Here is a 23435-nt window from a genome sequence, read left to right as displayed (position 1 = left end):
CAGGAAGGGTGTGTATGACATCAGGCAAGCTTGAAAAGTTAAGTGCTATTCCAACCAATATTATCAGTGGTTTTTTAGGCGTAGGGAAAACAAGCGCCATTTTATCCTTACTAGAGGCTAAGCCAGAGCATGAGCGGTGGGCTGTTTTAGTTAATGAGTTTGGTGAAATTGGTATTGATGGTGGCTTTTTTAAGGGCGTACATACCGAACAAAGCGGTGTGTTTGTGCGTGAAGTACCCGGCGGCTGTATGTGCTGTGCTTCAGGGTTGTCTATGCAAATTGCGCTTAATCAGTTACTTGCACGCGCTCGACCCCATCGTTTACTCATAGAGCCTACGGGGCTAGGGCACCCAAGGGAAGTCTTAGAAGTGTTGTCAGCCGATCATTATCAAGAGGTGCTTAATATTCAAAAGAATATCACCTTGGTAGATGCCCGAAAGCTCACAGATATACGCTATACACTTCATGAGACTTTCAACCAGCAAATTGATGTTGCGGATATTGTCGTAGGTAACAAAGAAGATTTATACCAAGATGAATCTAAACAGCTGCTCATTGATTACGTTGCTAACCGCCGCGACCCCATGCCGGATATTGTTTTTGCACAGCATGGGAAGTTAGCGCCATCGTTGCTAGAGGGGGCTTCTGATGTGGTTAAAGCAATGAAGCAACCTATACCTCGTCATTCTCATGGTGACGAATATCACACTCATGTAAACACTGGTAGCGCTTATCAAGATCATCACCACCATGAGCACAATCAAGCTAGTAATATTAACGAAGCGCCCCTACCTGAAACCGGCTTTGTTAAAATTGAAAATAGCGGAGAAGGCTTTCAAAGTATGGGGTGGCGTTTTTCACCTTATATTGTCTTTAACCGAAACGCGTTACATGAATGGTTAGGCAAGCTAAAGGTGGAAAGGCTTAAAGCAATAATGATCACCCATGAAGGTATTTTTAGCTACAACATTGTAGACGATGCAATATCAGAAAAAGAATTGGATGATTGTTTAGAAAGCCGTATAGAAGTAATTTTTAATGAATTGGATGCTTGTGAAGCAGATACTTCTAAATCGAACGCCGGCGACATTAGCGAGCTGTGGGAGCAGCAATTAGTTGCATGTCAGCTAGATGAAAACTAAATGCACTCTGCATTAAATGTTTACGAAATGCTCACTAAATTCACTTTAAATGCTTAGGAGAATAGCTAACGCAAACCTGTCAGCGTTTGTGAAAAATAGCATCTATTGTTCTTGATAAACCTAGTGAGCTCGAAAGTCATCAGGCTGACCATGGTAAGCCTCAATGTCGTACACGTTAAGGATATACGCTGAGGTTCCAAGGGGGTCTTCAAACAAACCCTGTTCTAAAATACCCGTTAACGTAAATGCATCGGCTAAATTGTGATGGGCAAATCCATCGGGCAGTTGTACAAAAATAATTTGATTGGGTGGTGGAGGGGGAAAGTGAATACAAGCGCCGTAGTAAGGCACCACGAAAAAGCTTTGTAGTGTGCGATCTTCATTCACTTCTATCGGTACAATAAAGCCGGAAATAGAAATCGCTTTGCCTAAAATGGTGTGTACTATATTGGTTGAGTGAAGGGCTGAAATGTAATTTTCATCGCTACTGGCTTGAATAGATAATAGCAATTGATTCGTTATAGACTGAACGGTGCCGATTTGGGTAGGCGATAAGTCACTTGTGTCGTTCCCTGATTGATATCGACGTAAGGTGGCTTCTTCTTGTTCTGGCAGTAAGTCTTGCCAACCTAAGCGCACTACACTTTTTTGTTCAACTTCTTGGCTGAATAAGGCCTGTAACTCAGGGTTGCTGGTCTGATAAAGTGCTTCGCTAGTGTATAACTGATGTTTTATGCTGGGCCAATATAGTTGAACTAGCCTGGCGAATACACTGCCAGCCACTAAGAAAACGAAAAGAAGTAGTACTATCTTCAATGGTTTGCGCTTAGCATTAACTGCAGCCAGCTCGTTTTCTTTAGCAGCGACTTTACTCACTCCTTTATCCACTTTTTATGCTGAGCGTAGTTCAATTTTCTGACTCAGTGAAAAAGGCTTCCCATCACTTAATCCATTTATTTGGATAGAGATGTGCGATTGGCCTGGTCGCTTTACCGTAAACGTTAAGTTATAAACTCCAGAGTCTTGTTCCAGTAACACAGCGCTATCTCCCACTATTTCTACGCCATCACTACCTATAAAACTAACGTTTACATCACGATAGCGTAGCGGTATCACGTAAGATATTTTCGCTGTGGCGGCTTCATCAACAATAACGTCTACCTGTTTAGCGTGTTTAACCGACAGGGTTTTGAACGCCGACGCCTGATAATGTTGCTGAGCAAGGGGGTGTAACCGATTAAAACCAAAGCCCAAATTACCGCCGCCATGTAGGTCGCAAGCATGTGCGGCAGAAACAACCGTTAAAGAGGCTAGCAGGGCAGATAATAGTTTATTAAATCGTGTCATCAATTATCCCTCGTATGGTTTCACATTGACGTGCTCTAAACGGTACGCCGCGGTGCCCATCGCATTTTCAGTGGTGTCGATAGCCAAGGTGCCTTCGAACCAGAAAGGATCGTACAAACTTTCTAGTTCAACACCTTGCTCAATACTCACGTAAATAATTTGATTTGGCGGCGGTGGAGGCATATGAATGCATGCACCGAAGTAGGGTACGATAAAAAACTCTGTGACCATTTGCGATTCGCTGCTTTCAAGCGGAACAATAAAGCCAGGAATACGGATGGGTTTATTCTCAAAGGTTTTAACGACTTGCGTTGATGTCAGCGCTTGTTGAAAGCGGTTGGTAGCTTCGTTATCAAATTCTTGATTACCAAAGGCTTCCACAGAATCTTCTTGAGAGCCATCTTCAATGCCGGCTAGATAATCTGGCGGATTAAGCAACGCTGCCAAATCTTCTTCAGGCATTAACTGCGTCCATTCCACCTCTTGGTAGTCATATGCTTCGATATCTTCAGCATATGTTGTAGGATAAAAAAGCATGCCTGCTATCGCGACAAAAATACCAATACGGGCGCGTAAGAAGAACTTTATCATTTTATTTAGCCAAGAATTATTATAACAGTTAGTGTAAAACGTTATAACATAACATGGCGGGGTTGTACATTTGAAGTCTGGCTAAGCGTACCCTTACAGCAAAGTAGGCTTAGTTTTGGCTTGAATGGCGACCTAAAAGCGTTAGTGTCAGCTACATCCACTCTTACGCAAGCATCGCGTAATGCAAAAAGGAGATGATTCACATTGTCAGCAGCACCAGAGCAACCTTTGAAAAATGAAGCACACGCCAAAAAGGCAGTGCCTAACCACGGCAATGCTATTGCGCTTAATGACGTTAAATATCACTATGCAGATTCAAACAGCAGTGGGCTGCATATACCTACGTGGAAGGTGAATTATGGTGATCGTGTTTTCTTACATGGTCATTCAGGCTCTGGCAAAACCACCTTGCTTAATCTGTTAGCAGGGGTGCTAACGCCACAAAGCGGCGAGTTATCGTTACTGGGCAAGCCATTTTCCGCCTTGCCTGCCAGGCAGCGGGATAAGTTTCGCGCGCAGCACATTGGCGTGGTTTTTCAGCAATTCAATTTGATTCCCTACCTAAGCGTGCTTAAGAATATTGAGCTGGCTACATATTTTGCAAAGGCAGGCAAAACCAATGTAGCCGATGCGGCCGAAGCGTTGCTGAAAGGGCTTAATTTGCCCGCTACTATTCTTCATCAGCCCGCTAATTCACTGAGTGTAGGGCAGCAGCAGCGGGTAGCCATTGCCCGTGCATTAATCAACAAACCAGAAATATTACTTGTAGATGAACCCACATCTGCCTTAGATGCCGCCGCACGAGACGCCTTTATGACCATTCTTATCGATATGTGTAAGCAGCAGAACACAACACTGATATTTGTAAGTCACGATATGTATTTGAAAAAGTTTTTTGAAACCAGTGTAGAGATGTCCTCGCTAAAACAGTCCTCGCTAAAACAGCCAGCGGAGGCCAAGTAATGTTAGTGTCGTTAGCGTGGAGTAGTTTAGGTAGTCGCAAAAAATCAGTGATATTAACGTTTCTTTCGTTGCTGATTAGTATCAGTGTATTGCTAAGCGTTGAGCATATTCGCCAGCAGGCAAAAGAGAGCTTTAACCGAACTATTTCAGATGTTGATCTTATCGTTGGCGCACCAAGTGGCCAGCTCAATCTCTTGTTGTATTCAGTGTTCAGGATGGGAAGCCCCACCAGTAACATCAACTATGCAAGCTATGAAGCACTGCAGGAAAGTCAATTAGTAGCGTGGGCAATTCCTATCTCTTTAGGAGATTCTCATCGCGGCTTTCGGGTAATGGGCACCAACGATAACTATTTTCAGCATTTCAAATTCGGTAACAAGCAAGCGCTCAGTTTTCAAAACGGTAAAGCTTTCGCCAGCTTATTTGAAGCGGTGATAGGCGTCGATGTGGCCAAAGAGCTAGGTTATAAAGTGGGAGACAGTGTGGTGATTTCTCACGGTATTGGTAACACCAGTTTTACCAATCATGATAATACCCCTTTCACTATCACCGGCATACTTTCAGCCACTGGCACGCCAGTAGATAAAACCGTGCACGTAAGCTTAAACGCCATTGAAGCTATTCATTTATCGGCTTCAAAGCAAAACCAATTGCTCAACGATGCAACCTCGGTTAATACCACGCCAGACAGTGTAACAGCGGTCATGCTTGGGCTAACCTCAAAGTTTGCGACCTTCAAACTTCAGCGCGATATCAACAACTACAAAACAGATAGGCTCATGGCCATACTGCCTGGCGTGGCGCTAACCGAGCTTTGGCAAATGATGGGTACGGTAGAAAACCTACTGCGAGTAATTAGCATTTTAGTGCTTATATCTTCATTGTTTGGCTTATCGACTATGTTGTTAGCTTCCATGCAGCAACGCAAAAACGAAATTGCCGTACTGCGGGTGTTAGGTGCAGGGCCTGGGGTTATTTTTACCTTGGTGTTAGTAGAAGCGTTAATTTTAGTATTGTTAGCGATTGTGGCGGCGATTGGGCTGCTTAGCGTAACGCTAACCTTATCGAGTGATTGGTTAGCGTCTCAGTATGGTCTATTTTTAAGTGCAAATTTGCTGACAATAGAGACGTTAAAAGTGGTAAGTGTGATTACTTTGGCAGCCATTGTTACCTCGGCAATTCCTGCATTTGAAGCGTATAAAAACGCGCTGCATAGCTCCTTATCTGCCAGGTAGCTGGGTCTGCAAAGTACAGGGTCTGCTAAGCAATGCCCGATATCGCGTATATCGGGTGAACCATGGCAAAGCCTTTCGGCGTATATTGAGTTTGCGATACACTGCAAAAAACGTTTACGAGGTTAGCCATGTCATTACCCCTTTCACTACTCGATCTTGCCCCTATTTCCGAAGGGCAAAGCATAAGCGATGCATTAAGTAACTCGCGAGAGTTAGCTAAGCAAGCAGAGCGTAGTGGGTATCAACGAGTGTGGTTGGCAGAACATCACGGTATGCATGGTGTGGCGAGCTCTGCTACCGCGGTTATGTTAGGTAACATTGCCGGCGCAACTAACCATATTCGTGTGGGTGCAGGTGGTGTAATGCTACCAAATCACGCACCATTGGTTATCGCCGAGCAATTCGGCACATTGGAAACCTTATATCCTGGGCGTATTGATTTAGGGCTTGGCCGAGCCCCAGGTACCGACATGGCTACCGCTAAGGCATTGCGCCGCAACCTTAATAGCAACGCACATATAGACACCTACCCTGATGATATAAAAGAGCTTCAACATTATTTAGGTACGCCAGCGCCAGGGCAGAAAATTATTGCGGTGCCGGGTGCCAACACACATATTCCGTTATGGTTACTAGGTTCTAGTTTATACAGTGCGCAATTGGCCGCGTCGGTAGGCTTGCCTTATTCTTTTGCGTCGCACTTTGCACCAGACCAACTGTTCGATGCCTTGCATGTGTATCGTTCTATGTTTAAACCATCAGAAACCCAAGAGTCGCCCTATGTGATGGCGGGGGTAATGGCGGTAGTGGCCGATACCGATGAAGAAGCGCAGTATCTTTTCACGTCGGTTCAACAGCAGTTTATGAATATGAGACGCGGGCTAAATAAACCTTTTGCTAAACCCGTAGATGACTTATCCAAAATTTGCAGTGAAGCTGATTACGCTATGTTGTCTCATGTATTACGTTATGCATTGGTGGGCTCTAAAGCGACGGTGAGTACGCAGTTAGCTAAATTTGTTGAGGCTACAGAAGTGGACGAGTTAATTGTTTCAATGCCAATTCATAACCTAGAGGCACGACTAAAAAGCGTGGCGCTTTTGGCCGAAATAGAGGGGTAGAGAGTTAGAAAAGCCTGCTAAGAGCAGGCTTTTTACCTATAGCAACGGACGTTATTTCTTATTCGCAAGACGCTCAATAAGCGCCTTGTGCTGCGGGAATTTTTCTAGCAACTCATGCTGAAAAACTTCAATCATATCTTCAGGTTCCCACCCAGGGGATACCGCTTCGCTCACCAAACCATAGTCGCCATCGGTTAACTCGGCCGCTTTATAAGTGCCCCCAGGTACAGCAAGCTGTAACTGCTGGCCATTGGCAATATCAGGCCCTACTACCACTTTTTCGTAATGGCCATCTGGGTAAATCATGTGGTAAGTAATGGGCGAGCCCATATGATAAAACTCGATGCCATCGGAATACTTAGTATGAAAATGGTCAACACTGTTGTCGTTCGTAAGCATATAATAAATAGCGGTCATGGTGGTGCGTTCACCACGTGCTGTTGTTACTTTATCTCTGTGATCTGCTTTAAAGCTTTGGCGAAAATAGCCACCTTCAAAGTGATGAGAGAGATTGAGCTGTTCAATGACTTGTTCTTTCGTTAACGTATTCATAGTCTTGTGTGTCATTTTCTCATTCGTCATTTCGGTACTAGCTAAAGGCGAAAAGCTTGCCAGATACATGCTTAGACATATACCTAATGTTGCCATTTTATTGCTACTACATATATTCTGGGTAGTACTAGGCATAAGAGATTTTATTCGCCTCATAATATGGTTATTATCCTTAGTAGGTTTACTCGTAACGGTTGGGCATCTTATATAGCCATTAAATCAAAAATGGGCTCCAAATCATAGAAGGCGCAGTACGTTAGCGCTCTTTTTAACGCTCAACCTAGCATAAACTATCTACAATCAAACTTATGGGTATTTTAAGCCTATATTATACGAACTTCGGCTATGCAGCGAAGTCGATTAACACTATGATATTTCAAATTAATCACCTACTCACTAGCTTAACAGTTGGGCTAAATAAAGATGAAAAAAACGTCACTACTCATCATGAGTATACTCCTTTGTTTTGTATTTCACGCTCAGGTTGAAGCTAAACCACTACGTGTGGTCATAATTGAAACGGCTCCTTTGCCCATTGTAGCTAATACGAAAGATGCTTTTCTCGACGAGCTCACACTCATAATGCCTGAACATGAAATAGAGATAGAAGTACATAACGCTCAGGGCTTAGAAGAACAGGCGAGATCTATTGTGCAAACGATTACCGAGCAAGAAGCGCCTGATTTGTTAGTGGCGATTGCTACCCTTGCCACCAGAGCGGTTTATAATTTTCCGGCGGCAGCTGAGATACCTACTTTATTTATGACAGTGTCAGATCCAGTTAAAGAGGGCATAGTCACGTCGCTTGGTGAACATAGTACGTCAAACATAACTGGTGAGACCCACGTATTAGATGCCAAAGTAAAATTGGATATGCTTGATGGCCTTCTGAAAGCCTCTGAACTGGAAGAGCCTATCACTATTGGATTGGTGCATTCTGATTATCCCTCTTCAAAAAGCTCTGTAGAAAGCCTATTAGCACTTGAGAGTCAGTATGATAACGTGAAGTTTGTAACGGTGAGTACAGCCTATGTCGAAGGCACTTCAGGGTTAGATGCTATGCGTGATGGTGTTGTGGAAGCGCTTAAGGAAAAAACAGAAACATCCGGCGTTGATACCTATTGGCTTTCTACCGGACCTTTGCTTCAAGCTGACCAGCTCATCAATGTTATTTACAAAGAAACTAAACTATTACCGATTTTTGCCGAAAGTATAGAGTCAGTTCAACAAGGTGCGTTACTTGGCGTGGTAGCCGATGAAGAAAGTATCGGAAAATCAGGTGCCTTACGGGCCAAAAGGATCTTAAGTGGCGAGAAGGCCAATTCCATGCCAGTCACTAGGATGGAGAAATACACAATAGGGGTGAATGTATCCACTGCCATCAAGATGCATATTCCTATTCCGTCGTCGTATTTAAAGTTATCGAAAGATCACATTTATCAATAAAGAGTAGTACCAGATATCTATGCGAATTAAGTCGAAACTTTTAGCTATATATATCCCCATTCTGTTTACAGGGATGGCGCTAACGGGCTATTGGGCCTATTTGACGGCTTATGACTCAGTGAGAGAGCGAGAATATCAGTTACTTACTCAAACCTTATCACTAACCTTTATTGAATTTGTGCGAGAGCGGCACGAATTGCTGGTGAATTCGGGTTTGGAAAATGTACCTGTATTTCGAGATGCCTATCAAAAAGAGGTGTTTGACGAGCTAGCAGAGCTTCATCAATCAACCGGTAAGCATTTTGCGGTAAGTGATAAGACAACGGGTGCTGAGCTATTTAGCACCTATGAAGAATGGGCACCCATCAATACTGCCAACGCCACCATCACCACTATTAATGCTACCGATATTGCATTTGGTGAATCTGAGTGGAGAGACCAAGATGTACTTTTTGCCTGTAGCAAGTTCGACCCTTGGAACTGGAAGCTTACGGTTAGCCAATCTACCGATGAGCTCGAATCATCATTATCAAAAATAGCCTGGCTAACCATCGCTATTACCTTGTTTACGGTTATTTTAGTGAGTTTATTCATAGGGAAAATTACTCAGTATTTTGTGGTATCCCCAATTGGCAAAATTAAAGATGCAACGAGCAGTATTGCCGGTAATCACAAGCGGGTTAGCATTGATGTAAGCGGCAAAGATGAGCTGAGTGAATTAGCCCAAGATGTAGAGGCCATGTCAGCAGACATCGAAAATTACGTGGAACGGGCACAAGCTGCCAATAAAGCCAAAACGGACTTTCTTGCCGTTATGAGCCACGAAATTCGCACGCCGTTAAACGGTATTCAAGGGCTTGCTACTTTATTGCTAGACACGCCGTTAGATGACAAGCAAAAGCAATATGCTTCAGATTTACGTTCTTCAGCTACCATTCTTGCCAATGTGATAAACGATGTACTCGATTTATCTAAAATTGAGTCTGGCATGTCAGAAGTTGATGTGACCGAATTTAATTTAGATAGCATGCTGAATGATCTTATTACCTTGCTAGGTATCAATGCGAGTGCAAACCACACGCGGTTAGAATATAAAAGTAAGAATTTGGACTCGGTAATGGTCACGAGTGATGTGACTAAACTGCGCCAGATAGTGATTAACCTAGCCAGTAACGCCATCAAATTTACGCACGAAGGCACGGTAACGGTTACAGCAAGCCTTAAAAAGGTAGCCGGTCCATCGGTAGAAGAAAATCGTTTAGTCATTTCTGTAAAAGACACAGGCATTGGTATAGAACCCGATAGGCTTGAACATATTTTCGATAAGTTTACTCAATCTGATTCTTCTATTTCACGTCGTTATGGCGGCACAGGTTTAGGTTTGTCCATTGCTAAAGAGCTCTCACAGATACTAGGTGGCGATGTCAAAGTTGCAAGCCGAGTGGGTGAAGGGTCGTGTTTCACGATGTCTGCCATGGTTAGCGCCCGCACTATTGATAGCGCGTCACTACAAGAAGCGCAAAGTAACCTAGATAAAAATACAATCCTTAAACCGGGTATTAGCGTACTACTGGCAGAAGACAATGCGATAAATGCCGTGGTGGCTCAGGCGCTACTAGAACAGCTTGGGTGCACGGTTACTCATGTCGACAACGGTTTAAAAGCGGCCGTTAAAGTTGAAGAAGAGACCTTCGACGTTATCTTTATGGATATTCATATGCCAGTGATGGATGGTGTTGAAGCCACTAGGCGTATTCGAAGTTTACCGAGTGACGTAAGCCAAATTCCTATTATTGGGCTTACAGCAGAAGCCTTTAAAGAACGCCATGATGCCTTTAAACAAGACGGTATGAACGACGTAGTCACTAAACCTATTACCATTGAGGCATTAAAAGGTAGTCTACTTAAGCTAGCCCTATAGAAGCGTCTATACTTACTGAAAGATATTACCCGTGTCTGGAGAAATAGGTGGAAGTGGAAACAAAGCATAAAGAGATTTTAAGACTTCGAGTTGCTCTTATAATCGGTGCTTTGTTGCTTGCCTCTTTCATCTTGGCGGATATGGTGTTGTTACCTTCCCCTTTGTACGAGTTTTATCTTCAAAACCGCCTTTTGTATCAAATTCCAGTTATCTTTGCGGTTATCGCCCTTTCGTTCTCTCGATTCTTTTATGCTGCCAGAAGCTGGATTTTTGCAGGGCTGATGGTGATGTTAACCTTTGCAAATTATGTACTTATTTATCAAAGTTGGAGGGTATACGAATTTGCTTTTCCTTACGAGGGCACCATTTTATATGCATTCTATTGTGTATTTGCATTAGGGGTTACCTACAAGCTGGCGTTGGCAGCATCGGCTATAAGTATCGCTGGGTTTATTGGATTAATGGCAATCGCGCCTGTTTATGGCGACCGCGTCATGATTTCAACGTCATTTGTGATTGGGTCGTTATTTATATGTGCTTACGCAAAATATCGTTTAGACAGAATAGTTATTCTTTTAAAATCAACAAATAAGAAGTTGAACACCTTAAGCCGTGAAGATCCGTTAACCAATCTTCTTAATAGACGTGCGTTGATGAAAGAAGGCGAGAAATTACTGTCGCTCAGTAAAAGGCAGAACCTTTCTTTCGCTGTTTTTATGCTCGATTTAGATGACTTTAAGAAATACAACGATGCCTATGGTCACCAGCAAGGTGATGATGCCATTGTGGCGCAGGCTGATGTGATGCGCGTTGTGTTTCAACGGCAAACCGATATTCTGGGTCGTTATGGCGGCGAAGAGTTTATGGTTATCGTCAGTGGGGTTTCTGCAAGGCAAGTAGAACAGAGTTGCCAACAAATACTCGACACTTGGGATGAAAAAGCCTTACCGCATGCACCAAATGCATCAGCGAAAACCGTCTCATGCTCTATTGGTGCTGTGGTCGTTAATAATGTGAAAAAGCAAACTCTAGAAGGCTTAATCAACCAAGCTGATAATGAGCTTTATCAAGCAAAGGCTGCGGGGAAAGGGACTTATTTACTATCGACGCTAAGTGAAATTAACGTCGATAGTTAACGCAGAAACATAAGCGATAAGCTTAAAGTTTAACGATCATTTTCCCTTTATTGTCGCCAGAAAATAGCATCTGTAAACCCTCTACCGCTGATTCGATACCCTCAACCATGTGAGAACGATATTGAATCTTTCCTTGTTGTACGTAGGGCGATAGCTTTGCAACAAGTTGAGGTACTTCGCCCCAATGATCAGGCATCGCAAACCCTCGAACGTTAATGCGCTTTTTAATTAACGGTATCCAATTTGGGCCGGGAGCCGGGTTTTCAGATTGATAGTCGGCAATCATGCCGCAAACCACAATACGGCCATGCGTATTCATACGATTGAAAATATGGTGCTGAATAGGGCCGCCGGTGTTTTCAAAGAATACGTCAATTTTATCGGGGGTGAGCTCAGTTAATTTTGCTTCTAAATCGTCAGTTTTATAGTTTACTGCTCCGTCGAAGCCGAGCTCGTTGACAATCCAATCTGCTTTTTCGTCACTACCCACTACACCAATAACGCGAAGGCCGTCAGCTTTTGCTAGCTGACCTACAATTGAGCCCACCGAACCCGCAGCGCCAGTGACAACTAAGGTTTCACCTTCTTTAGGCTCACCAAAGTTATATAAGCCTGTGGTAGCAGTTAAACCAGGTAAAGCGAATACGCAAAGGGCCATCTCTTCGGTAATACCGGGCTGTAGCTTGTTGAAGCCTTCACCATTACTGACCAAGTATTCTCGCCAGCCGGTCATTCCCATGACTTTGTCGCCAACAGAAAAATCAGGGTTGTTCGACTCAATTACTTCACCCACACCGCTTGAGCGCATGACTTCACCAAGCTCAACAGGCGGAATGTAACTTTCACGATCTTCACTCATCCACCCTAGCATTGCTGGGTCGAGCGACATGTAAGTTTGTTTAATCAGTATTTCACCTTTACCCGGGGAAGGAATATCTTGCTCACGAGTTTCGAACAAATGGGAGCCTATTTTTCTATCGTTTGGGCGATTGACCAATAGAATTTCTTTATTGCTAGACATGTGAATCTCTCCTTAGGCTGTTGAAATTATCTTGTACCACTGTTGTGGGGCTAGAAACTGCTTATACAAGCGTAATCACTAGAAAGGTCAAAAATAGCGTGATTAATCAAGTCTCATCCAATTGAATATAGTGATAGGCAAACTCACCTGTTCACAAATAATGTCAATTTTTGCAATCTATTATTTTCAAAGTGTTTACATCTTCTTTAATTGTGCCGCTAAAATTGTAAAAAATGCGATAAAACAGCGTGAATGGCGTTAACTTGCATTGAACAAAACATACCGTAATCGTAGAATGCGCCACTGCATATTTCCTGTTCTATAAGAGTATTTTTATGAAGCAACATTTTTCTTTACGCGCCTCTGTATGCTTAGCATTAGCCTCTATGGCATCTTCTTCTGTGCTAGCTGCTGGTTTCCAAGTAAACGAGCATAGCGCAAATGGCTTTGGCCGTGCGATGGCGGGCCAAGCGGCAACACCTGAAAATGCATCAATTCTTGCTACTAACCCTGCTGCTATTACTGAATTTAAAACTGCCCAGTTCAGTGCGCAGGTAAGCTACATCAATCCACAAGTTGATATTCGTGGTGATATGGATGTTGCTGTATACAACGAAAGCGGTGAAGTGCTGTTTGCTAATACTTATGATGCGAGTGAAGAAGATATTGCTACCTCGGCAGCAGTGCCTTCTTTTTTCTACACAGCACCTGTGAATGACAAGGTATCTTGGGGTATTGGCGCGTTCTCTAACTACGGTCTTGCTACCGACTACAGCGATAGCTATAACGGTTTGCACTTTGCTGACGACGCTGAAGTAACTTCATTTACGCTAAACCCTGTTGTGGCTTACAAAGTAAACGACACATTAAGCTTAGGTTTTGGTCTTAACGTGACTTACGCGGAAGCTGAAATTGGTACTGCTATTCCTCAAGCATTTGGTGCATTACTGGGCAGCGATGCACTAGGTAACGCAACTATCGTTAAAATGTCTGGTGACGATGTAGCTTTCGGTTGGAATGTTGGCGCGTTGTGGCAAGCTACTGAAACTACTAAGTTGGCGTTTAGCTACCGTGCAGAAACAGAGTTAAACCTTGAAGGTGAAATCGAATCAGACCTAGGCGCTATCATTCCTGCAGTGGCAGAGTTATACAACCAAGGCGGTTCACTAGATTTAGATTTAGCAGCAATCACTGAAGTGGCAATTAACCAACAGCTTAACGATGAGTGGTCAGTGCAAGCCAGCGTTGTATTCACTGAGTGGAGCGCATTTGATAAGTTGAATGCTGAGCTTGATAGCGGTGACGATTTACTACTTAAAGAAGAAGATTTTGAAGATTCACTCCGCTTAAGCGTGGGTGGAACCTATCTTTATAGTGACAAGGTCACGCTTCGTGCTGGCTACGCATATGATGATGGCGCTGTTAGCTACGAACACCGTTCGTTGAGTATTCCAGATACCGATCGTCATTGGTACACCGTAGGTGCTACATACGCACTTACTGAGAGCACCAGCATTGATATGGCTTATGCTTACATTAAGGGTCGTGAAGCGGCAGTTAGCCAGCAGCGAACCATTGGTACTATTGTCAGTGACCTTACGGCCACTGAGCATGCTAAAGCGAACGTATTTAGTTTGCAGGTTAATACAAGCTTCTAAGCAAGCTTAACAAGAAAAAGGGCATCATGATGATGCCCTTTTTTTATGCTTCACAAAGCGATCAATTCGTAAAATCTAAATTTCAGAGAACCAATCTTGCAAGCATGTAATGGCTGCGCTTATTTTAGCAGGAACCAATTCCCGCTTTGGCGTAACCGCATATACGGTGTAATCAGGTAACGACCAGTCAGTGAATAGCTGCTTCATTGAACCCTCACTAAGTAAGTGGCGCACCTCTGGTTCAGGCAACACTGCATATCCAAGCCCATCACGGGTAAGCTGAATTAAGGTCTGCATTGAATCAAGCTCAATACGGCTCGACGTTAGCGGCACTTTATCAAATTTGTCGTGCTTCATTACATATTCTTCTATATGACGGTGAGAAATATAAGAATACTCTTGAAGAATTTCGGGCGACTCTAGAGGCGATTTTGCCAAAGGGTGGTCAGCCGATACACAAAGAATTCGTCGCCATGTGGCCAACTCTAAACTGCTGAAGTTAGTATCAGACACTGGGGTGAAGCCAAGCAGTAAGTCGGCACCGGAAACAATAATATCTGTAGGTTGGTCGGTTAGCGTCAGTGATACATTTATTTTTGGAAAATCCTCACATAACTTCTGCAAGGGCTGACTTAATAAGCCTCCACCAAAACCTTCTGGGGCAATAATATTGACTTTACCTGAAGGCGCATCTTGAAGCGTTTCAATACGCTCTTGTGCTTCAACCGCGGTATCTAACATCTTTTTGCTGGTGTCGTAATAGATCCTTCCAGCCTCGGTAAGGCTCAAGTTTCGAGTATTACGGTTAAATAAACTCAGCCCAATGTCTTGTTCAAGTTTTCTCAGTTGTTGGCTAATGGCCGAAACGGTCATGTGCAGGTTTCGGGCTGCAATACTCATGCTACCGCTTTCAGCGACCTCAACAAAAATTTGCAGAGAGCGAAGTAGTTTCATGTTCATTGGTATTTGTATCCTCATCGATACGAGTCAGTTGGTCTCGCGTTGCTTTTTTAAGTCCTTTTATCTCCTATAAATGTAATCCAATAAGGGTAACTACACATCCATATTCAGCTTATGAAACTGCAACTAAGCGCGTTTTATTCTATTGAGGATAAAGAATTAGTTTAAAAAGCGAAATAAGATAGTCTTTGCAGAATGTCATTTGTTAGGGGGGTGTATCCAGTGTTTTTAATATTTGTAAAATGCGGATATAACACTTTCTTTAACACTGAAAACTGGTACGTTAAGAATAAAACAGCGAAGAGCGAGCATGCTATCGCTCTCCACTTCTTCCACTAAAAATCAAATAAGAATGGTGATTATGAAACTTCGCGTTATTTCGCTTCTGCTGTGTATGTCATTTGTTGTGGTGATATCAGGGTGTACTACAACTTCAACTAACACGACACCTCAATATGGGCCTGCTACTTTCACGGGTGATGAATTTACTGCGGTTGTGGTTGCATACGCGCCAGAAATGGAAGGTATTTTAGGTAGGATTGCGTCCGATCCAGATGCACAAATTCATACTACTACCACAATTAAAGGCATTACTTACCGAATTGGCACCTATCATGACGAGCCAATATTGGTTTTCGCTACTGGGATGAGCATTGCAAACGCGGCAATGTCTACGCAAATGGCACTCGATTATTTCCCTGTTAAGCAAGTGGTCTATATGGGCATTGCGGGCGCGGTGAATCCAAAATGGCAGCCGGGGGATGTTATCGTACCCGAGCGTTGGTACTACCATGACGAAAGTGTATATACCAACGAAGACCCAGAAAATCCTGGTGAATACGTGTTACCCGCCTATTACGAAAAATTTATGGAAGAGCAGCCTGCTCGTTTAGCAGCCGACCCTCATTATCCTAAATATAAGCCTTTTCACTTTATCCACCCAGATGAAGTATTGATTGTAAAAGACGGTATGGATAAGCCACAAGATACGCCTTATTTCACTGCCTCACCAAAGCTACTAGCCGCGGCGAAAACAGCAATGGCTGAAATGCCAATTCAACGTATTTTGGATGAACGTGATGCCAAGCTTCATGTAGGTGGAAATGGTGTTACCGGCTCGGTGTTTATGGATAACCGAGAGTATCGTAAATGGGTTAGAGATGTGTTTACTGCTGAAGTCACCGAAATGGAATCTACTGCGATTGGCCAAGTGTGCACAATCAACAATGTGGACTGGGTTATTATTCGCGCTATCAGTGACTTAGCGGGTGGCCAAGAAGGCGTGAATACAGAAAATTTGTATGATAAAGAAGTGTCTCGCGTAGGCGCAAATGTATTATTCGCTGTGCTAGACGAGTTAGCTGAATAGATAGCTATTCAGAAGGCTAAATAGATTAGCAGCCGAGGATAAATAACATCCTTTCAAATACAAAGGGCGAGGCAGACTTATTACATTATCGAGTTTGCCTCGCTTTTTTGTTTTCTCTTTCGCTTTTTAGCGAATAGTACGTACCATATTGATGGTGGTGGTAGCCAGTTTCACTTCCACAAGAAACACCACAAGCGCACAAATTAGAAACATCATTGCTAATATAAATAGCGAAATGACAGGTGTTTTTAAATCGACGAACCATAACGAACCCGCAAACAAAGCCACAATTACAGTACATACCATTAAGCCTGATGCTACACAAAGGCCGATAGCCCAGTTAATCACTTTAACTCTGCGCCAAAGTACTTTTATTTCTCGCTTTGAACGGTCGACAATATGTGGGTCTGATAGGGTATGTATTTGTCTTTCCGCTACTCTTACCCTGTCTGATATTCTGCCTAGGCGAGACGACATAACATTTAAAAAGCCTGCTATACCCGTAAGTAAAAATACGGGGGCTACTGCAAATTCAATAAGCTGAGATAGACTAGGTATTAAAGTATCCAAAAAATTTCTCCGGTACGACATTACTGTAATGTATTCGTCTTTACATGGCGTATACGTAAGTTAGCGCATTCGCGAGCACTTGAGCTATGAGTTGAAGCATTGAGGGGCATAAGCAGCGCGGCAACACATTTATCCTCGAACTGTGCCTTATTTTATGCTCGAATACACCTACTTTATAGGTATGTTAATTTCTCCCCCAATTCTATCGAAAGGATAAGCAATGAGCCCCATATTCAGGTTGCTTTTGAATAGCCTTAGCACAGTAACTATCGTGGCTTTTTCTTCTGTGACCAACGCTCAAATGTCAGAAGAGCAGCTGGAACGAGAAAAGCAAGAAGAACAAGTAAAAGCGCCCTTTAAAGCAATAGAACGCGTGGTAACAACGGGAAGTAGAATTGCTAATTCCACCGCAAATTCAGGGTATGTGGTGTCTACGGTTTCAAGCGATGACATAAACTTTGTTTCACCAAGCCATATACAAGAAGTGTTGAATTTTATTGCAGGCGCTGGTGTTCAGCGAGGTAATGGGCAGGAATACCTACCTGCTTTACGCTCGCCAGTGCTTACCGGTGCTGGGGCATGTGGCGGTATATTGGCCGCTGAAGATAACATTCCCTTACGCGCGGCAGGTTTTTGCAATATTAACGAGCTGTTTGAAGCGCATGGTGAAATGGCAGAGCGCATAGAGGTGTTAAAAGGTCCGGCTTCCCCCTTGTATGGCTCTAACGCTATTCACGGCGTGATTAATGTTATTACCCCCGATGTTACCCAAGACACTGCCTTATATGGAATTGATTATGGTTCTTATGGTTATAGCAGGCTGAAACTGCGGCAAGGTAAAGACTTTGGTGAGTCTGGTATAGGCATTAACGCAAGTATTACCCGCGACGGCGGGTATCGAGACGAAGAAAGTGTAGATCAAGAAAAGGTTAATCTCAGGCATCGATACGAAGTTGATAACCTAAAAGTAATCAGTGGGTTGACGTACACCCATTTAGATCAAGAAACCGCCGGTTACATTACCGGGTTTGAAAGCTATAAAGATGAAGATATCGCCCAAGGTAACGACAACCCTGAAGCCTTTCGAAAAGCGAAAAGTTTGCGAGTATGGAGCAAAGCAGATGTGGCGTTAAGCGGCGACAACGCATTGTCTATTACGCCGTATTATCGCGATCAAAGCATGGAATTTCGCATGCACTTTTTACCTGGTACACCGCTTGAAGAAAATGAGCAAGAAGGGTTTGGTGTACTTTCCCAGTATCACCATGTGGTGAACAACGCGTTAAGTTTTGATGCCGGTTTAGACGCTGAATATACCCAAGGTAGTTTGGTGCAGGCACAAGATGGCGCTACGATTGGCTCTGCATTCTTAGTGGAAACCGTACCGGCGGGGCTTCATTACGATTATCAGGTAGACGCTACCCTTTATGCTCCGTTCATTGCGTTAAATTGGCAACAAGCGTCGTGGGCGGTTTCTTTAGGGGGGCGTTATGAATATATGGACTATGATTACACCAACAATATGCTATCGGGTCGTACCCGCGACGATGGCACCGAATGTGGTTTTGGTGGATGTCGGTACGCAAGGCCTGAAAGTGGCACCAACGATTACAGTAACTTTAGCCCTAAACTCTCGGTAAGTTTTCAAAGTAGTGAAACAACCCAATGGTATGCAGGGTTATCTAGAGGTTATCGTGCCCCGCAAGCGACAGAGCTTTATAGGTTACAGCGCGATCAACAAATTGCCGACTTAGACTCGGTCACCGCCACCAATGTAGAAGTGGGTGTTAAAGGGCAACACAAAGCATTTAGCTATGTGGTGTCTGCTTATAGCTTAACCAAAGACAATGTGATCTATCGTGATAGTGATTTTTTCAATGTAAGCAATGGAGAAACCTGGCACAGAGGGGTAGAGCTAACCCTAAACTATCAAATCAGCCAAGGGTTTGATTTCGCGTTTGCAGGCAGCTATGCCAAACACACCTATGAGCACAGTGAAATTGTGGGCGAAGTCGATATTAAGGGCAACGATATCGATACGGCGCCAAACCTGACCTTCAATGCTCGTGTAGGGTACAGCTTTACCCAAAGCACTCGGGCTGAACTCGAGTGGCAGCATGTTGATGAGTATTATACCGATGCTGAAAACCTCAACGAGTACGAAGGTCATGATTTATTGAACTTACGAGCCTCTTGGGCAATTTCGCCTGAACTTTCAGTGTACGCAAGAGTAAATAACTTGCTCGATACCGCCTACGCTGAACGGGCCGATTACACGTCCTTTACCGCCGATAGATACTTCCCTGGGCGGCCAAGAAACGTAATGTTCAGCGTTGATTATCAGTATTAGTTAAAACCATTATCTACTCTGGTATAAAAAGCGGTAGCGTGTATCTCACGGTTACCGTTTTTTTTGCCTTTTTTATCGTACGCCTTGCTAGAACCAACCTGTCAGGCTTGCGAGAAAATGCGTTCAGGCGTACTGTTAACCCCACATATGCAGCGAATACCTTTAGTCGCGCCAGGTATCTCATTTCAATAATTTTGGATTATGAAAGATGAGATAGGTGGAATGATTAAATTATAGGTAAACCCATGCAAAAAATAGTTGTTGTCGGTGGTGGCGCTGGAGGTCTTGAACTTGTAAGCCGCTTAAGCCGCACCCTCGGGAGAAAGAACGAAGCAGAAATAACCCTAGTTGACAGAAGTCGCACTCACATTTGGAAGCCCTTGCTTCACGAAGTGGCTGCTGGCGTTATAGACAAGCACTCTGATGGCGTTGATTACGCTATTCATGCTGCGGCACACCACTATCGCTTTCAGTTAGGGAGCATGTGTGCCATTGATGCAGAGGCCAAAACTATCACGCTTGCGCCATTATTCGATGATGAGGGAGTGTCGATATTACCCGAACGTAAAATACCTTACGACCAATTGGTATTGGCGATTGGTAGTGTCAGTAATGACTTTGGAACGCCAGGCGTTGCGCAAAATTGTTACTTTCTTGATTCATTGGTTCAAGCTGAACGCTTTCACAAAGGGTTGTTGAATCAGCTAATTCGTATTAATCAGCAAGAAGATGAAAATAGCTTTATGAAAGTGGCTATTGTGGGCGCGGGCGCGACGGGTACTGAATTAGCCGCTCAGCTTCATCATGTTGCTAACTTATCGAAAACCTACGGCATGCCGGGTATGTCAGCGTCCCGTTTAAAGATAACTATTGTAGAAGCGGGAGAGCGGATATTACCTGCGCTACCTGAGCGTATCGCCAATTCTGCTCGTAAGGCGCTGCATAAACTCGGTGTAGACATCAAAGAAAGCACCATGGTGGCAGAGGCTGATGAAAATGGCCTTATCACGAAAGATGGTAGCCGCGTGGATGCTGATTTAATGGTATGGGCGGCAGGGGTGAAAGCGCCGGATTTCGTCACCGAAATGGGTATTTTTGAGACCAATCGCGCAAATCAAATTCTTGTTAATAAGCACTTACAAAGCACTGGCGACAGTAACATTTGGGTTATTGGTGACTGTTGTGGCTTCAAACAAGAAAACGGTAAATGGGTACCACCTAGAGCGCAGTCTGCGCATCAAATGGCAGACACGGCGGCAAACAATATTATTGCATTGCAGCGGGGTAAAGAATTAAAAGGCTATGTCTATAAAGATTATGGCTCGCTAGTGCATTTAAGTAACTACAGCACCGTGGGTAGCTTGATGGGGTCGTTATCAAATTCAAGTATGTTCATTGAAGGGCGTTTAGCCAAGATAGTTTATATCTCTTTATACAACATGCACCAATTTGCTGTACACGGAAAGCTAAGAGGGGCACTAAAGCTGCTACTTAAGAAGCTGAGTTATGCGATTAGCCCTAAATTAAAGCTACATTGATTTACAAGACATAATTCATGTCTGGGTAAGTATATCTAGCCTGTAAACGTAAAAAGCCCGCATCAGCGGGCTTTGTTATTTTATAAGTGTAGAACGTTACTGTTTAATACCTTCAACGTGAAGAGAAAGCTCAACGGTTTGTGACGCGGGACCTAAGTCATAGTCAATGCCGTAGTCTTTTAGCGCAATAGAAGTAGTGCCTGAAAAACCAGCTCGATAACCGCCCCACGGATCGCTACCTTCACCAATCTTTTTGGCTTCAATAGTCACGGGCTTAGTCACACCATGCAGCGTAAGGTTACCCATGATGTCTAACATGCCGTTGCCTTTGTCAGCCACTTTTGTGCTAACGAATTTAGCTTCTGGGAAGTCATCTGCATTTAAAAAGTCGTCGCCTCTTAAATGCTTATCTCGTTCTGAATGGTTTGAATCTATGCTATCGGTCTCGATAGTCACTGAGACAGACGCTGTAGCAGGGTTATTTTCATCGTAGCTAAATGTGCCTTTAAAGTCGTTAAAGCGACCGGTTAGCCATGAGTAACCTAAATGCTGAATTTTGAAATTAACTGATGCATGAGCACCTTTGGAGTCAATAATATAATCAGCGGCGTGAGCTGAACTTACCGCTGTATTGAGTGCTGCGGCCGTCACTAGTGCAAGTGTTAACTTCTTCATAAAATCTCCTTAATATCAGTGTTTAGCGAAGCCTCAACATCTGCTTCAGCGTGTCGTCTTTATCAATGAAATGGTGTTTCAATGCTGCCAGCCCATGTAAAGAAGTCAGCACGATTAATGTCCAAGCCAGGTAGAAATGCACCTCGCCAGCCAGGTCTTCTTGATTTTCAATAAACTCACCAAACCCTGGTACCGCAAACCAGTTGAATACATCTATAGCTCTGCCATCGGCAGTTGAAATAAGATAGCCCGAGGTAAAAAGGGCTAAAAGAACAAGGTAAATGGCGCGGTGTCCTAATTTACTGGCTAAGTTGTCAAACTTGTTGCCAAAGGTCGGTGGTCGCTGGGTAGAGATGCGCGAAACCAGCCTAACTAAAGTCACAGTAAACAACAGTAGCCCTACACTTTTGTGCCAATGGGGCGCGGTTTTGTACCAATCACTATAGTAGGTTAAATCTACCATCCATAGCCCTGAGGCAAACATACCTACCACAACCAGAAAGGTGAGCCAGTGAATTAAGATGAGCCAAAGAGGCCAGCGTTTTTTCATAAATGAATGAGCAATAGAACCAAATTTTAAAATCAGTCTACTGAAACAATTCAAGAGTGAATATTGCAAAGCTTATAACAGTGCGTTCTATTTATTAGAATGAATGCGTAGGGTGTAACATCACTTAAATTTAGTAATTAGAAAAAAAGCGATAAATCGTCTAAAAATTGAGGCGGGCTTAAGTGATAGTGAATAAAAAAGCCATATAGTATTAAGTAAGGGTGAGTTAACCCCTTTTTTAAATGTTGCTGGAGTTCTTCTTTTGAATCTTTTGCTATTGCTACTCACAATGTCGTTTCTAGTACCTGAAAATGGTGCTGGTAATGTATTGAGCAAAGAGATTTCACAAGTATCGAATGACATTAGCATTCAATATTTAGCCTCTTCAAATCTAGATCAAGCCAGCGATAAAGACGAGCTTGATGATGGCGCCTACTTTTTAAGTGCTTTCTTCGCGAGTAGCAATGTTCCCAATACTCGCTTTTTTGTTTACACCCTTCTAAGCGATGCAGACTATGCAGCGCACCCCATTCGCGCGCCACCCCATTTTAGTTAAACAAAATATTCATCCATCTATCTAATTTGTTTACTATTTTAAGGGGAAGGTAATGCATACCTTACAACTTCATAAAACTGATGCCGCCGATCGTCTAGCTTGGCCTGTTGTTGAAAATAAAGTGTCTGTTACATCATCAGCGATGGCGGTATTCACAGATTTCAAACAATACATGCCACACGTGATTGACGAAAATGCACCTGCTGCACGCGTTGAAAAAATTATGCGTCAATCTCATGTTCGTATGATGCTGGTGGTAGATGCCAATAATGCATTCACCGGCATTGTTACGTCACAAGACGTAAGCGAACAGCATATTGTGCAGAAAATTGCTGAATTAAAAGTGCCTAGAGATGGGTTAGTGGTGCGTGATTTCATGCAGGCTAAAACGTCACTAATGTCATTTGATTTCACAGAATTGACAAAATCGTCAGTCGGGGATGTGGTAGAGACCCTTAAAGACTATGGGCAGCATCATTGTCTGGTCCTCGACAGAGATTCTCACGAGGTGCGCGGTGTTATTAGCGTTAGTGATATTGCCCGTGAATTAAGGGCGCCTCTTGATGTTCAAGATAAGCCTACGTTTTCACAGTTGATTCGGGTGTTAGCTGCATAGCTTACTCCGTTTACCCCTGTTAAATGCCACGGCAGAGGCTTTTGACTATGCCTGCATCGCGCTTGTAATCGCTCCACTTTACCATCATGCCCTCACAATATTGAGGGCGCGATGGCTT

Annotated in this window: 22 protein-coding genes; 13 read left to right on the top strand and 9 right to left on the bottom strand. The window is 43.5% G+C overall.

Features of this window, described 5'->3' with window-relative positions; all coding sequences use genetic code 11:
- Positions 1–14: 14 nt before the first annotated feature.
- A complete protein-coding gene (locus tag ALT761_RS19170; protein WP_129740381.1) occupies positions 15–1142 on the top strand; it encodes a CobW family GTP-binding protein in 1128 nt (375 codons plus the stop codon).
- 120 nt (positions 1143–1262) lie between these two features.
- Here the strand turns inward: ALT761_RS19170 and ALT761_RS19165 are convergent, their stop codons facing one another.
- From ALT761_RS19165 to ALT761_RS19155, 3 genes are read right to left on the bottom strand one after another with little or no spacing between them, the layout of a single operon-like run.
- Complete coding sequence (locus ALT761_RS19165; RefSeq protein WP_129740380.1) at positions 1263–2018, bottom strand: DUF3299 domain-containing protein; 756 nt, start codon at positions 2016–2018, stop codon at positions 1263–1265.
- A 15-nt stretch (positions 2019–2033) separates the two neighbouring features.
- Positions 2034–2489, bottom strand: a complete 456-nt coding sequence (locus ALT761_RS19160) for a hypothetical protein (RefSeq protein WP_129740379.1) — start codon at positions 2487–2489, stop codon at positions 2034–2036.
- A gap of 3 nt (positions 2490–2492) precedes the next feature.
- The gene (locus ALT761_RS19155; RefSeq protein ID WP_129740378.1) at positions 2493–3080 is read right to left on the bottom strand and encodes a DUF3299 domain-containing protein; all 588 of its coding nucleotides are present in this window, start codon (positions 3078–3080) and stop codon (positions 2493–2495) included.
- A gap of 204 nt (positions 3081–3284) precedes the next feature.
- Between ALT761_RS19155 and ALT761_RS19150 the strand changes: the two genes are divergently transcribed.
- From ALT761_RS19150 to ALT761_RS19140, 3 genes are all read left to right on the top strand, one after another.
- Positions 3285–4043 (top strand): ABC transporter ATP-binding protein, encoded by a 759-nt coding sequence (locus ALT761_RS19150; protein ID WP_129740377.1) that lies wholly within the window; start codon positions 3285–3287, stop codon positions 4041–4043.
- On the top strand, positions 4043–5278 hold the full coding sequence (locus ALT761_RS19145) for an ABC transporter permease (RefSeq protein WP_129740376.1): 1236 nt from the start codon (positions 4043–4045) through the stop codon (positions 5276–5278). Before ALT761_RS19150 ends, ALT761_RS19145 begins: the two co-directional genes overlap by 1 nt.
- Before the next feature lie 128 nt (positions 5279–5406).
- Positions 5407–6399 carry an LLM class flavin-dependent oxidoreductase gene (locus tag ALT761_RS19140; protein ID WP_129740375.1) on the top strand — a complete coding sequence of 331 codons (993 nt, stop codon included), beginning with the start codon at positions 5407–5409 and terminating at the stop codon, positions 6397–6399.
- A gap of 51 nt (positions 6400–6450) precedes the next feature.
- On the opposite strand, the gene ALT761_RS19135 is transcribed toward ALT761_RS19140, so the two are convergent.
- Positions 6451–6966 (bottom strand): cupin domain-containing protein, encoded by a 516-nt coding sequence (locus ALT761_RS19135; RefSeq protein WP_126874037.1) that lies wholly within the window; start codon positions 6964–6966, stop codon positions 6451–6453.
- Positions 6967–7374: 408 nt separating this feature from the next.
- Between ALT761_RS19135 and ALT761_RS19130 the strand changes: the two genes are divergently transcribed.
- The 3 genes from ALT761_RS19130 to ALT761_RS19120 are packed head-to-tail and all read left to right on the top strand — an operon-like array spanning position 7375 to position 11454.
- Positions 7375–8397 carry an ABC transporter substrate-binding protein gene (locus tag ALT761_RS19130; protein WP_129740374.1) on the top strand — a complete coding sequence of 341 codons (1023 nt, stop codon included), beginning with the start codon at positions 7375–7377 and terminating at the stop codon, positions 8395–8397.
- A gap of 19 nt (positions 8398–8416) precedes the next feature.
- Positions 8417–10318, top strand: coding sequence for an ATP-binding protein (locus ALT761_RS19125; protein WP_129740373.1), 1902 nt, complete (start codon positions 8417–8419; stop codon positions 10316–10318).
- Between the two features lie 47 nt (positions 10319–10365).
- Positions 10366–11454 (top strand): GGDEF domain-containing protein, encoded by a 1089-nt coding sequence (locus tag ALT761_RS19120; protein WP_129740372.1) that lies wholly within the window; start codon positions 10366–10368, stop codon positions 11452–11454.
- Between the two features lie 22 nt (positions 11455–11476).
- Here the strand turns inward: ALT761_RS19120 and ALT761_RS19115 are convergent, their stop codons facing one another.
- Positions 11477–12475: an NADP-dependent oxidoreductase gene (locus ALT761_RS19115; protein ID WP_013786487.1), complete on the bottom strand. Its 999-nt coding sequence runs from the start codon at positions 12473–12475 to the stop codon at positions 11477–11479.
- A 335-nt stretch (positions 12476–12810) separates the two neighbouring features.
- Here ALT761_RS19115 and ALT761_RS19110 point away from each other — a divergent pair, with 335 nt between their 5' ends.
- Positions 12811–14133 carry a porin gene (locus tag ALT761_RS19110; RefSeq protein WP_129740371.1) on the top strand — a complete coding sequence of 441 codons (1323 nt, stop codon included), beginning with the start codon at positions 12811–12813 and terminating at the stop codon, positions 14131–14133.
- Positions 14134–14208: 75 nt separating this feature from the next.
- Here the strand turns inward: ALT761_RS19110 and ALT761_RS19105 are convergent, their stop codons facing one another.
- On the bottom strand, positions 14209–15093 hold the full coding sequence (locus ALT761_RS19105) for a LysR family transcriptional regulator (protein WP_013786484.1): 885 nt from the start codon (positions 15091–15093) through the stop codon (positions 14209–14211).
- Positions 15094–15454: 361 nt separating this feature from the next.
- Here ALT761_RS19105 and ALT761_RS19100 point away from each other — a divergent pair, with 361 nt between their 5' ends.
- The gene (locus ALT761_RS19100) at positions 15455–16462 is read left to right on the top strand and encodes a 5'-methylthioadenosine/S-adenosylhomocysteine nucleosidase (protein WP_013786483.1); all 1008 of its coding nucleotides are present in this window, start codon (positions 15455–15457) and stop codon (positions 16460–16462) included.
- A 126-nt stretch (positions 16463–16588) separates the two neighbouring features.
- On the opposite strand, the gene ALT761_RS19095 is transcribed toward ALT761_RS19100, so the two are convergent.
- On the bottom strand, positions 16589–17032 hold the full coding sequence (locus ALT761_RS19095) for a DUF2721 domain-containing protein (RefSeq protein WP_013786482.1): 444 nt from the start codon (positions 17030–17032) through the stop codon (positions 16589–16591).
- A gap of 301 nt (positions 17033–17333) precedes the next feature.
- Here ALT761_RS19095 and ALT761_RS19090 point away from each other — a divergent pair, with 301 nt between their 5' ends.
- Entirely contained in the window at positions 17334–19382 is a 2049-nt protein-coding gene (locus ALT761_RS19090) for a TonB-dependent receptor (protein ID WP_442858154.1), read from the top strand.
- A 245-nt stretch (positions 19383–19627) separates the two neighbouring features.
- The gene (locus tag ALT761_RS19085; RefSeq protein ID WP_126874017.1) at positions 19628–20920 is read left to right on the top strand and encodes an NAD(P)/FAD-dependent oxidoreductase; all 1293 of its coding nucleotides are present in this window, start codon (positions 19628–19630) and stop codon (positions 20918–20920) included.
- A gap of 96 nt (positions 20921–21016) precedes the next feature.
- On the opposite strand, the gene ALT761_RS19080 is transcribed toward ALT761_RS19085, so the two are convergent.
- Positions 21017–21595, bottom strand: a complete 579-nt coding sequence (locus tag ALT761_RS19080; protein ID WP_013786479.1) for a YceI family protein — start codon at positions 21593–21595, stop codon at positions 21017–21019.
- 22 nt (positions 21596–21617) lie between these two features.
- Complete coding sequence (locus tag ALT761_RS19075; protein ID WP_041452631.1) at positions 21618–22145, bottom strand: cytochrome b; 528 nt, start codon at positions 22143–22145, stop codon at positions 21618–21620.
- A 289-nt stretch (positions 22146–22434) separates the two neighbouring features.
- Here ALT761_RS19075 and ALT761_RS19070 point away from each other — a divergent pair, with 289 nt between their 5' ends.
- Both ALT761_RS19070 and ALT761_RS19065 read left to right on the top strand, forming a co-directional pair.
- Positions 22435–22701 carry a hypothetical protein gene (locus ALT761_RS19070; protein WP_129740369.1) on the top strand — a complete coding sequence of 89 codons (267 nt, stop codon included), beginning with the start codon at positions 22435–22437 and terminating at the stop codon, positions 22699–22701.
- A 52-nt stretch (positions 22702–22753) separates the two neighbouring features.
- On the top strand, positions 22754–23317 hold the full coding sequence (locus tag ALT761_RS19065; RefSeq protein WP_129740368.1) for a CBS domain-containing protein: 564 nt from the start codon (positions 22754–22756) through the stop codon (positions 23315–23317).
- The last annotated feature ends 118 nt before the right edge of the window (positions 23318–23435 follow it).

It is taken from the genome of Alteromonas sp. 76-1, assembly GCF_900654235.1.
Lineage (GTDB): Bacteria > Pseudomonadota > Gammaproteobacteria > Enterobacterales > Alteromonadaceae > Alteromonas > Alteromonas naphthalenivorans.
The sequence above is the reverse complement of the archived record's forward strand: the minus strand, read 5'-3'. Positions and strand labels throughout refer to the sequence as shown.